Source organism: Sporichthya sp. (genome assembly GCF_013815995.1).
GTDB lineage: Bacteria > Actinomycetota > Actinomycetes > Sporichthyales > Sporichthyaceae > Sporichthya.
In genome coordinates this window covers 1-11460 of sequence record NZ_JACDFE010000147.1, presented here as the reverse complement: position 1 = coordinate 11460, position 11460 = coordinate 1, and the positions used below count along the sequence as shown (strand labels likewise).

Sequence of the window (11460 nt, the reverse complement as noted above, 5' to 3'; positions counted from 1 at the left end):
GCCATTTCGCGGGCCCGTTGGTCACCGCGCTGGCCAGCGCCAGGCCGCCGAGCCCGCGCATCGCCGCACGTCGGTAGGCCGGCCGGCCGCTGGTCCAGAGCGCGCCGGCCAGACCCAGCCAGAGCACGCCGTGATTGGCCGCACGCGAGATCGGCGGCAGCACGCGGTCGAGCCGCGGGGTCTGCGTCCGATGCCAGCGGGCGTAGAGCTCGTCGTCCAGACGCTTCAGGGGCACCCGCGCACTCTAGGTTCACGCATCCATGCCCGCGCAGGCAGACACCACGGCGGATCTGCCCGCTATGCCCGAGTTCCGCGCATCCATGAGGTCATGGGTGCGCGGGTCGGAGCGGGGGCGCCGGGGGTTAGCGGCGGTAGCCGGCAAGCTGCTCGAGGCGGCGGATGCGCTCGGCCATCGGCGGGTGGGTGGAGAACATCTGCGATATGCCGCGGCCGCGGAACGGGTTGGCGATCATCAGCGAGCTGGTGGTCTGCAGCGAGGGCTGCGGCGGCAGCGGCGCGGCGGCGGTGCCGTGCTCGAGCTTGCGCAGGGCGCTGGCCAGGGCCAGCGGGTCGCCGGTGATCTCGGCGCCGTAGGTGTCGGCCTGGTACTCCCGCGACCGGCTGATCGCCATCTGGATGACGCCGGCGGCGAGGGGGCCGACGAACAGGATCAGCAGCGCGACGAGCGGGTTGGGGCGGTCGTCGTCGCCACCGGTGGGCAGGAAGAAGGCCAGGTTCGCGACCATCACGATGCCGCCGGCGATGGTGGCCGCGACCGAGGCGATCAGGATGTCGCGGTTGTACACATGGCCCAGTTCGTGACCGAGCACACCGCGCAGCTCCCGCTCGTCGAGCAGGCCGAGGATGCCTTCGGTGCAGCAGACGGCGGCGTGGCGAGGGTTGCGGCCGGTGGCGAACGCGTTGGGCGCCTGGGTCGGGGAGATGTAGAGCGCGGGCATCGGCTGCTTGGCGGCCGTCGAGAGCTCCCGCACGATCTTGTGCAGGGCCGGGAACTCGGCCTCGCTGACCGGCCGCGCGTGCATGGACTTCAGGGCCAGCTTGGCGCTGTTGAAGTAGGCATAGCCATTGATCGCCAGCGCGAGACCCGCGCCGATGATCAGCCCGGTCGTGCCCGCCAGCAGCCCACCAGACCCGATGAACAGGGCCGCGAGCAGGCCCAGCAGGACGGCCGTCTTCAGGCCGTTGAATTGGCGGTGTTGGTGCATCGCCGACTCTCCCCCCTTTGAACGAGCGCGGTCCTACTGCGCCTGCCGGTCCAACGTTCTCGGACCGGCAGGCGTTCCGCGCCCGCTCAGTTGTACACGGCGGGAGGGCTCCAGGTCAGGCGCCGCCCGGCTGGAGCTGGCCGTTCACCGTCAGCTGGTACGGCACGTACGCCGTCTGCGCCGCGGTCAGGTCGTCCACCGTGATGACGGCGATCAGGGTCTTGAAGGCCGAGAAGGCCTTCAGGTCCTCAGCGCTCAGGGTCAGGTTCGCGGCGTTGTCGAACACCTTCACCAGGACCTTCTTGCCCTTGGCGTCGACGCCGACCAACCGGACCACCCAGTTCTCCACCGCGGCGTCGTTGGCCCCGGTCGGCGAACCGGCGAAGACGAAGGACTGCAGCGCCTTGCCGGTGAGCGGGCCACTCGGGCCGATCAGCTGGACGTAGTCGGCACCGTTCGGGGCCGCGCCCGGCGAGGCGTACGCCCCGCGGTAGGTGTAGTTGACCGCGGCCTTGAGCTCCTTGGAGCTGATCGCCGCGGCGTCCACGCCGGTCACCTTGACGCCCTTGGCGCTGACGGTGTTGTCCAGCAGGTTCATCAGCTGGAAGTCGTGCAGGACGTCGAAGACCTTCGCGCCCTTGCCGTACTTGTCCAGCAGGTTCTGCAGGCTGACCAGACCGAACTCGGGGTCGCGGTGCAGCTCGGAGATCAACTCTCTGCCGTAGCGGTCGTAGAGGAAGATCATGAACGACCAGGCGTTGCCGTAGTCGGCCAGGATGTCGGACTTGCCGCCCTGGTCCTGCCACAAGGTCAGGGAGTTCTCCGGCCCGCCGCAGTAGTTCGGGTTGGGGTTGGCCGGGCCCTTGGTCTCGCCGTAGCCCTGGAAGCAGAAAATGTGCGACTCGGCGCGGGTCTCGGCCACCGAGCGGTCCGGCTGTGAGTAGCCGACGAGCATCGGGGCCATGTCGGAGAGGCCCTCGTTGATCCAGAGGTCCTCGCTGCGGAACGGCGCGCCGACCGGCGACGGGTTCGGGTTGGTGTAGCTGTGCAGCAGGTGCTGGTACTCGTGGGCGAACACGCTCTCGTAGGTCCGCGGCCGGGCCGGGCGGGACTTGCAGATGTCGTCGTTCGGCTCGTTCTTCGGGTTGTCCAGAGTGCGGTGGGCCCAGTCGAAGGCGTCGATCGTCATCACGTTGCGGTTGGTGATGAGGTTGAAGATCGGGGCGAAGAAGCCGGCGATGTAGGTCCGGTTGTTGACGAAGTCGTAGAAGTTCGGGTCGCGGACGTTGTCCACGAGGGTGACGACGGAGTTGCCGCTGCCGGTGAAGTCGACGCCCAGCGGGGCGAGCTGCCCGATCGAGGCGGTGCCGTCACGGGCCGGGGCGACGGAGAAGAACTCGGACTCGACGGGGAGCATCTTGTCCTGGAACTCATCGGCCAGGCCCTGCGCCTGAGCCGCCGTCACGACCGTCGGGTCGCCCTCCACGGTCCGGCAGTCACCGGCCGGGAACTGGGTTCCGTCGGAGGTCTCGTCGGCACCGCTGGCGACCCAGATCTCGATGTTGTCCCGCTTGGCCTGGAGCGTGTAGTCCTTCAGATACAGCCCGAAGGGCTGGATGCTGCTCGGGGTCTGGCCGGTCATGTCCAGGGCGGGCCACTTGCGGGTGGTGCCGACCTCGGGGGTCGCGGCGCCGGGCAGGCTGGGCGACGCAGTGCGCTGGGACAGGAGCGCCGCGGCGTCGTCGGCGCTCATCGTGGCGCGACCGGTCAGCGCGGCCAGCTCCGGGGACAGGCTGAACACCGCGTCGTGCGGGAGGTGGGCCACGATGCCGGGGTCCGCGGCGTTCGAGGCCGGCGACAGCGCGTCACCGAGGGCCTGGCTCAGCGGATCGGACTCCGCGAGCGCGGAACTGCCGGGCATGGCGGCTGCGAGGCCTACCGCGAGACCCAGCGCGCTCAGCGCGGCAATCGAACGAACTGCTGGCCTGCGGGTACGTGACACCTGGGAACCCCTCTGACTGACGGCGAGCGCACCCTGGATTCGTGGGCCGGGGCGGCAGAGTTTGGTGGGCGAACTTCACGATCGGGACTTTTGCCGCAGTGTAAGCATCGAATCTTGACGTCAAGCGCGTGTTCGGCGTTTACCGCTGTGACCTTGGCAAGGCCTCCACCTGCGGTTACTGCCTAATCTGCGCCACCTCGCCGCCGGCGGCCGAGCGCTTTGCCGATTACGGGACCGCAGCAGGTTTGCCCCACCGCGTCGGCTGGCACAGTGTCGAGCAGGGCGGAAATCAGGAAATGCGGGCATCTGCCCGGCTCAGCCCTCCGATCGAACACCCACGGGGAGCGATGACCGAGCAGATCGACGCGGCGCCGCGGTACGCGCCCACCGTCACCACGACGGCGCCCGTCACCGGTCCAGCAGACTTTGCCCTGGACGCCTCCGTGCTGCGGGCCGAGCGCGAGCGGTCGCGCCGCGCCCGGGCGGCCTACGAAACGAAGATGAGCCGGCTGCGGCTGTACTCCTACTGCCTGACGCTGACCTCGTGCGTGCTCGCGCTGATGTCCTTCATGTACCTGGCCCAGGGCACCGCCGACGGCGACGGCACCTTCGTCTGGCTGGGCGTCGCCTTCGTCTCCGCCACCGTCGTCACGCTGTGGTCCGCGATCCGGATCACCCACGTCACGGAGTTCGCGCTCCCCTAGCGCTGCGTCAGCGGCTCTGTAGCGCGCGCCTGTTGCGCCGAAAGTGCAATACGGCACCTGCCAATCCAGAAGCGGGGTGCCGTACTGCGCTTTCGGGAGTCTGTGGCACCCGCAACCGCTGCGCCTCAGCGGCCTTGCCAGCGGGGCTCGCGGCGTTCGGCGGCTGCGGCCATTCCCTCGGCGGCATCGTCGGTCGCCTGCACGACCTTCCGCATCGTCTCCCCGAACCGGATCGCCTCGGCCATCGACAGGTCCGCCCCGCGGATCGCCATCTCCTTGGTGGCCCGCGCGGCCAACGGCGCCGCCTTGCACAGCCGGTCGGCCAGGGACCGGGCCTCGGCCATCAGGTCCTCGTGCGGCACGATCTTCCCGGCCAGGCCGATCTCCTGGGCCCGCGCGGCGTCGATCCGCTCCCCGGTCAGCAGCAGTTCCATCGCGTGGTGCCAGCCGATCCGCTGCGGCAGCCGCAGGGCACCGACGATGGTCGGGATCCCCACGGTGACCTCGGGGAAGGCGAAGGTGGCCTGGTCGGAGGCGAGCACGAAATCGCACCAGGTCACCAGGGTGAGGCCGTAGCCGATGCAGTGCCCGTTCACGGCGGCGATGACCGGCTTGTAGATCTCCCAGCCGCTCTCGAAGGAGTTGACCGTCGGCTTCTCCCAGAAGGTGCCGGCGAACTCACCGACCGGGCTGCCGGTCTCCGAGCGCAGGTCGGCGCCGGCGCAGAACGCCCGGCCGGCGCCGGTGACGATCCCCACCCAGGCCGCCTCGTCGTCGCGGAACCGGGCGAAGGCCGCGTTGATCTCGGTCCGCATCGCCCCGTCGATGGCGTTGAGGCGCTGCGGGCGGTTGTAGGTAATGGTCGCGACGTGGCCGTCGAGCTCGTAGCGCACCAGTTCCCCGGCGTCATCGGTCATGGCCCGCAGGCTACGCACCCGGCGGTGTGTGAAGGGCTCACCTGATTCCGGCAAACCGCCCACATTCGGGACAGCCCGTTCCTACCGTGCCGATATGCGGACAACCCGGCGCACCTGGCGGATCGGTGGCCTGCTGGCCCTCACCGGATCCTTGCTGGCCGGGCTGCTGATGGCCCCCGGAGCCAACGGGTCCACGGCGGCGGCCGGAGGGGAGCCGCCGCAATTCATCGTGGTCTCGTTCGACGGGGGCGGCAGCATCTCCGCCTGGCAGCGCTGGCGCACGCTGTCGTCCCAGGTGGACGCCACCATGACCTTCTTCCTCACCGGTCTGTATCTGGTGCCGGAACAGAAGGCCAATCTCTACAGCCCGCCCGGCAAGCCGCGCGGATCCTCCGAGGTCGGTTTCAGCGCCGCGGAGAACGTCCGCCCGCGGATGGAGCAGGTCCGCGCGGCCCATGCCTACGGGCACGAGATCGGCACCCACTTCAACGGCCACTTCTGCGGCTCGACCGGCGTGCAGCGCTGGTCGACCGCGGACTGGCGCAGCGAGATCCGCCAGTTCGACTCGTTCCTGAACAACTGGCGGGTGAACAACGGACTGACCAGCGTCGCCCCGCTGGGCTGGGACTCGAGCGAGATCGTCGGCGGCCGCACGCCGTGCCTGGAGGGCACCCGGTCCGCGCTGTACCCGGCGCTGGTCGAACGCGGCTTCCGCTACGACACCAGCGGTGTGAGCACGCTGCGCTGGCCGCGTCGGCTCGCGAACGGCCTGTGGGACATCCCGCAGCAGGTGCTGCGGATGTCCGGCTCGGGCACCCCGGTGCTCTCGATGGACTACAACTTCTACGAGCGGCAGAGCGGTGCCGTCGACGGGTCGTCGTCCCGGCGGTCCGCCTGGTACTCCCAGGTGCTGAACACCTACCGCAACGCCTACAAGGCGACCTACAACGGCAACCGGGCACCGCTGATCTTCGGCGCGCACTTCAACACCTGGAACGGCGGGATCTACGCCGACGCCCTGGCCCAGTTCGTCCGCGAAACCTGCACCAAGCCGAACACCCGCTGCGTGTCCTTCGAGGAACTGGTGGACTGGATGGAGGACCAGCCGGCCTCGGTGCGCGCACAGTTGCAGGCCCGGCCGAACCAGTCCATGACTTACTGAAGTCGCGTCAGTCGGTGGGTCCCTAGACTCGACCGTCGTGGATGCCGAGACGCTCGTCGCGCTCGACCGCGCACACCTGTGGCACCCGTACGCCTCGATGACCGACCCGGGCCCGGTGTACCCGGTCGTCGCCGCCCAGGGCGTCCGACTGCAGTTCGCCGACGGGCGCGAGGTGATCGACGGGATGTCCTCCTGGTGGGCGGCCATCCACGGCTACCGCCACCCGGTGCTCGACGCCGCCGTCCGCGACCAGTTGGACCGCATGGCGCACGTCATGTTCGGCGGGCTCACCCACCCCGGCGCGGTCGGCCTCGCCCAACGTCTGGTCGCGATGACCGGCGACGGACTGGAGCACGTCTTCCTCTCCGACTCCGGCTCGGTCTCGGTCGAGGTCGCGATCAAGATGGCCGTGCAGTACTGGCGGGGCCGGGGCGAAACCCGGTCCCGGCTGCTGACGGTGCGGGGCGGGTACCACGGGGACACCTTCGCCACGATGGCCGTCTGCGACCCCGCCGGCGGCATGCACCACCTCTTCGCCGGGGTGCTGCCCGAGCACCTGTTCGCGCCCCGGCCGGGCGACGGCTTCGAGGCCCCGGTGGATCCGGCCTGGCTCGCGGCGGCGGAGGCGCTCCTGGTCGAGCACGCCGCCGAGGTGGCCGCGGTGATCGTCGAGCCGGTGGTGCAGGGCGCCGGCGGGATGCGCTTCCACTCCCCCGCCTACGTGCGGGCCTGGCGCGAGCTGTGCGACGCCCACCGGGTGCTGCTGATCCTGGACGAGATCGCGACCGGGTTCGGCCGGACGGGTGCGTTGTTCGCCCACCTGGCGGCCGGAGTGGTGCCGGACATCCTCTGCCTGGGCAAGGCGATGACCGGGGGCTACCTCTCGATGGCGGCCACCCTCTGCACCCCGGCCGTGGCCGCCGGGGTGTGCGCCGGCGAGGCGGGCGCGCTCATGCACGGCCCGACGTTCATGGCCAACCCGCTGGCGGCGGCCGTCGCGTGCGCCAGCCTCGACCTGCTCGCCGGTGGGGACTGGACCGCCGACGTGGGCCGGATCGAGGCCGGGCTCCGGGCGGGGCTCGCGCCTGCGGCCGATCTTCCCGGGGTCGCCGACGTGCGGGTGCTGGGCGCGATCGGGGTGATCGAGACGGCCGGCCCTGTGGACGTCCCCCGCGGCACCGAGGCCGCGCTGGCCCACGGGGTGTGGCTGAGACCGTTCCGTAACCTGATCTACGCCATGCCGCCCTACGTCGCCACGGACGAGGACGTGCGGCAGATCTCCGGCGCCATGGTGGACGCGGCCGCGCAGAACGCGCAGCAGTCACACAGGTAACCTTGCAAGCCGGTACAGCCCCCACCTCGGAGACCCCACACCGTGGACAAGCAAGTACAGCAACTCGATCGTGTGATCATCCGCTTCGCCGGCGACTCGGGCGACGGCATGCAGCTCACCGGTGACCGGTTCACCGCGGAGACCGCGAACTTCGGCAACGACCTCGCGACCTGGCCGAATTTCCCGGCCGAGATCCGGGCCCCAGCCGGGACGCTGGCCGGGGTCTCCAGCTTCCAACTGCACTTCGCCGACCACGACATCATGACCCCGGGGGACGCCCCCAACGTCCTGGTCGCGATGAACCCGGCGGCGCTGCGGGCGAACCTGCACGACCTCCCGCGCGGCGCGATGGTCATCGTCGACACCGACGAGTTCACCAAGCGGAACCTGTCGAAGGTCGGCTACAGCGTCTCTCCGCTGGAAGACAACACGCTGCAGGCCTACCACGTGCACGCCCTCGCGCTGACCCAGCTGACCGTCGACGCCCTGTCCTCCTTCGAGCTGTCCCGCAAGGACGCCGAGCGCGCGAAGAACATGTTCGCCCTCGGCCTGTTGTCCTGGCTCTACGGGCGCCCGGCCGAGGGCACCGAGAAGTTCCTGCGCGACAAGTTCGCCCGCAAGCCCGACATCCGCGACGCGAACATCGCCGCCTTCAAGGCCGGCTGGAACTACGGCGAGACCACCGAGGACTTCGCGGTCTCCTACTCGGTCGCCCCGGCGAAGATGCCCGGCGGCGAGTACCGCAACATCACCGGGAACACCGCGCTGTCCTACGGCCTGATTGCCGGCGCGCAACTGGCGAAGCTGCCGCTGTTCCTCGGCGCCTACCCGATCACCCCGGCCAGCGACATCCTGCACGAGCTGTCCAAGCACAAGGGCATGGGCGTGCGGACCTTCCAGGCCGAGGACGAGATCGCCGGTGTCGGGGCCGCGCTCGGCGCGTCCTTCGGTGGCGCGCTCGGCGTCACCAGCACCTCGGGCCCGGGCGTCGTGCTCAAGGCCGAGACGATCGGCCTCGCGGTCAGCCTCGAGCTGCCGCTCGTCATCGTCGACGTGCAGCGCGGCGGCCCGTCCACCGGCCTGCCGACCAAGACCGAGCAGTCCGACCTGCTGATGGCCATGTTCGGCCGCAACGGTGAGTGCCCGCTGGCGATCGTCGCTCCGCAGTCCCCGACCGACTGCTTCGACACCGCGATCGAGGCGATCCGGCTGGCGACCAAGTACCGGACCCCGGTGATGCTGCTCTCCGACGGGTACATCGCGAACGGCTCCGAGCCGTGGCTGATCCCGGACGTCACCCAGCTGCCGGACCTGCAGACCCCGTTCGCCACCGCGGCCAACCACGAGACCGAGAACGGCGACCGTGTCTTCTGGCCGTACAAGCGCGACCCGAAGACCCTCGCGCGGCCGTGGGCCATCCCGGGAACGCCGGGCCTGGAGCACCGCATCGGCGGCATCGAGAAGGCCGACGGACACGGGAACATTTCCTACGACCCGGCCAACCACGACCTGATGACGCGCACCCGCCAGGCCAAGATCGACGGGATCGCCAACGACATCCCGAAGCTGGCGGTCGACGACCCGTCCGGCAAGGCCAAGGTGCTCATCCTGGGCTGGGGTTCGACCTACGGGCCGATCGGTGCCGCGTGCCGGCGGGTCCGCCTGTCCGGCGGCGAGATCGCCAGCGCGCACCTGCGCCACCTGAACCCGTTCCCGGAGAACACCGGGGAGGTCCTGCGCAGCTACGACCGGGTCATCGTGCCGGAGATGAACCTCGGCCAGCTGTCGATGCTGTTGCGCGCGAAGTACCTGGTCGACGTGATGGGCTTCAACAAGGTGCAGGGCCTGCCGTTCTCCATCGAGGAGCTCGAGACCGCCATCACCGACGTCATCGCTTCCGTGAACGCCCCCAAGCCCCGTACTCGCCGTCCGGCTGGAGACCGCTGATGCCCCGCGACGACTCACCACCGATCGGGCTCGGCTACAAGAGCCTGTCCCTGGTCCCGAAGACCGAGGTCAAGCAGAGCACCAAGGACTTCAAGTCCGACCAGGAGGTCCGCTGGTGCCCCGGCTGCGGGGACTACGCGATCCTGGCCGCGGTGCAGGGCTTCATGCCCGACCTCGGGCTGAAGAAGGAGAACGTCGTCTGGGTCTCGGGCATCGGCTGCTCCTCCCGGTTCCCGTACTACATGGACACCTACGGCCTGCACTCGATCCACGGCCGCGCGCCGGCGATCGCCACCGGCCTGTCGGCAACCCGGCCCGACCTGTCGGTGTGGGTCGTCACCGGGGACGGCGACGCGCTGTCCATCGGCGGCAACCACCTGATCCACGCACTGCGTCGCAACGTCAACCTCAAGATCCTGCTGTTCAACAACCGGATCTACGGTCTGACGAAGGGTCAGTATTCGCCGACCTCCGAGATCGGCAAGGTCACCAAGTCCACCCCGCTGGGCTCGCTGGACGCGCCGTTCAACCCGGTCTCGCTCGCCCTGGGCGCCGAGGCGACCTTCGTGGCCCGCACCCTCGACTCGGACCGCAAGCACCTCGTCGAGGTGCTGCGCGCCGCGGCCGAGCACCCCGGCACCGCGCTGGTCGAGATCTACCAGAACTGCAACATCTTCAACGATGGTGCGTGGGAGATCCTCAAGGACCCGGAGGGCTCCAAGCGCGCCCTGATCCGGCTCCAGCACGGCGAGCCGATCCGGTTCGGCCCCGACAACGAGCGCGGCGTGATGCGGCTGCCCAACGGGACCATCGACGTGGTCGAGGTGACGCCGGAGAACGAGTCCCAGATCCTGGTCCACGACGCGCACGCGGAGGACCCGGGGGTCGCCTTCGCGCTCTCCCGGCTGCCCGACCTGACGCTGGACAAGACCCCGATCGGGGTCTTCCGCGACGTCGTGCGCCCGACCTACGACGCGCTGATGGCCTCGCAGCTGCGCCAGAACACGAACTCCGCCGGTGACCTGCAGCGGATGCTGCGGGGAACCGACACCTGGACCGTCAACTAGCTCATCTTGGCTCGGTCGGCTCCGCGGCCGCACACCCGGCCGACGTCGATGGAGCGGCCGCGGTCGACGACCACCCGGCGGGTGCCGAGCACCCGCCCGTCGGATGTCTCGCAGGTCAGCGTCCACGCCTCGCGGATACCGGGCAACGGCCGCGGCGGGGCGGCGAACGTGACGCCGCCCTGCCAGTCGGAGAGCAGGCCCGTTCCGTAATCCAGGACCACGGCCGTGTACTGACCGGGCACGGGATCGAGCAGCTGGATGGACTCCGCGGTCGTCCCCGATGACATCGCGGACCCGACAAGGCGAACACGTTGGTGGCCGCGCACGTGCAGGCCGCCCGGAACGGGTCGTCCGGGGTCAACGCCAAGATCACCGTCCGGATCGGGGCGGGGATCGCGGACCGCTTCACCGTCTACCGCGGGCCGGACCTGATCTGCCTCGACAGGGCCGCCAACCTGACCTGCGAGGAAACCGGGAGCAACAACAGCGGGGACAAGACCTACACGATCACGCAGTACACCGGGACCTTCTGGGTCTCCTCGGTGAGCACCTGCGTGTTCAAGAACAACAACGCGGTTGCCGACGCGTCGAGCGTCAACTGCTCTCCGCTGACGAGTCCGTTCGCGCCGCTGAGTGCCGGGCGGGTCAGCGCCCCGGCCGACAGCACGTCGGGCGATTCCTCATCGACGCCGACCCCGACGCCCACCCCCACGCCCACCCCCACGCCCACCCCGGCGGCGGACACGACCGGGCCGACCCTGTCAGCCTCGGCCGAGGGTGCGGGCGAGAGCTGGACGATCACCGGTCAGCTCGGGACCGCGGCCGGCGACGTGAACTCGGTCCAGCTCAGCGGCGACAACGGCGCCGTGGTCGGGTCGGCAACCGTCGCGGCCGATGGCACCTTCTCGGCGCCGGTCACCGCCGCGGTCGGCACCACCACCGTGACGGTCACCCAGGCCGACGCGGCCGGCAACACGACCTCGGTCGTGGTGACCATCGAGCGTCAGGCGGCCCCGGCCGTCGAGGCCTCGACCGAGGCTCCGGCCCCGGCCGAGGCCTCGAGCACGGAGTCGAGCACGGAGCCGGGCACCGAGCCGAACCC

10 protein-coding genes and 1 pseudogene are annotated in these 11460 nt (G+C 70.0%); 6 read left to right on the top strand and 5 right to left on the bottom strand.

Annotated features, from left to right (window positions below; translation table 11 throughout):
- The 3 genes and pseudogenes from H0X00_RS15945 to H0X00_RS15935 all read right to left on the bottom strand — a co-directional run.
- Positions 1-235: pseudogene (locus tag H0X00_RS15945) on the bottom strand (phosphoesterase); the annotation flags it as partial.
- A 127-nt stretch (positions 236-362) separates the two neighbouring features.
- Positions 363-1226 carry a zinc metalloprotease HtpX gene (htpX, locus tag H0X00_RS15940; RefSeq protein ID WP_293772751.1) on the bottom strand — a complete coding sequence of 288 codons (864 nt, stop codon included), beginning with the start codon at positions 1224-1226 and terminating at the stop codon, positions 363-365.
- Positions 1227-1341: 115 nt separating this feature from the next.
- A complete protein-coding gene (locus H0X00_RS15935; RefSeq protein WP_293772750.1) occupies positions 1342-3147 on the bottom strand; it encodes a hypothetical protein in 1806 nt (601 codons plus the stop codon).
- 428 nt (positions 3148-3575) lie between these two features.
- Here H0X00_RS15935 and H0X00_RS15930 point away from each other — a divergent pair, with 428 nt between their 5' ends.
- Positions 3576-3932 (top strand): hypothetical protein, encoded by a 357-nt coding sequence (locus H0X00_RS15930; protein WP_293772749.1) that lies wholly within the window; start codon positions 3576-3578, stop codon positions 3930-3932.
- 125 nt (positions 3933-4057) lie between these two features.
- On the opposite strand, the gene H0X00_RS15925 is transcribed toward H0X00_RS15930, so the two are convergent.
- Complete coding sequence (locus H0X00_RS15925; RefSeq protein ID WP_293772748.1) at positions 4058-4849, bottom strand: enoyl-CoA hydratase-related protein; 792 nt, start codon at positions 4847-4849, stop codon at positions 4058-4060.
- 94 nt (positions 4850-4943) lie between these two features.
- Here H0X00_RS15925 and H0X00_RS15920 point away from each other — a divergent pair, with 94 nt between their 5' ends.
- Genes H0X00_RS15920 through H0X00_RS15905 form a run of 4 tightly spaced genes read left to right on the top strand, consistent with a single transcriptional unit; the run spans position 4944 to position 10358 of the window.
- Positions 4944-6011, top strand: a complete 1068-nt coding sequence (locus tag H0X00_RS15920; protein WP_293772747.1) for a hypothetical protein — start codon at positions 4944-4946, stop codon at positions 6009-6011.
- Positions 6012-6048: 37 nt separating this feature from the next.
- Entirely contained in the window at positions 6049-7344 is a 1296-nt protein-coding gene (locus tag H0X00_RS15915) for an adenosylmethionine--8-amino-7-oxononanoate transaminase (RefSeq protein ID WP_293772746.1), read from the top strand.
- Between the two features lie 42 nt (positions 7345-7386).
- Complete coding sequence (locus H0X00_RS15910) at positions 7387-9291, top strand: 2-oxoacid:acceptor oxidoreductase subunit alpha (RefSeq protein ID WP_293772744.1); 1905 nt, start codon at positions 7387-7389, stop codon at positions 9289-9291.
- Positions 9291-10358: a 2-oxoacid:ferredoxin oxidoreductase subunit beta gene (locus tag H0X00_RS15905; RefSeq protein ID WP_293772742.1), complete on the top strand. Its 1068-nt coding sequence runs from the start codon at positions 9291-9293 to the stop codon at positions 10356-10358. Before H0X00_RS15910 ends, H0X00_RS15905 begins: the two co-directional genes overlap by 1 nt.
- Here the strand turns inward: H0X00_RS15905 and H0X00_RS15900 are convergent.
- Positions 10355-10645, bottom strand: a complete 291-nt coding sequence (locus H0X00_RS15900) for a hypothetical protein (protein WP_293772741.1) — start codon at positions 10643-10645, stop codon at positions 10355-10357. The two genes, H0X00_RS15905 and H0X00_RS15900, sit on opposite strands and share 4 nt — an antisense overlap.
- Positions 10646-10672: 27 nt before the next feature.
- Here H0X00_RS15900 and H0X00_RS15895 point away from each other — a divergent pair.
- The coding region (locus tag H0X00_RS15895) for an Ig-like domain-containing protein (protein ID WP_293772740.1) at positions 10673-11460 on the top strand (788 nt) is incomplete at its 3' end.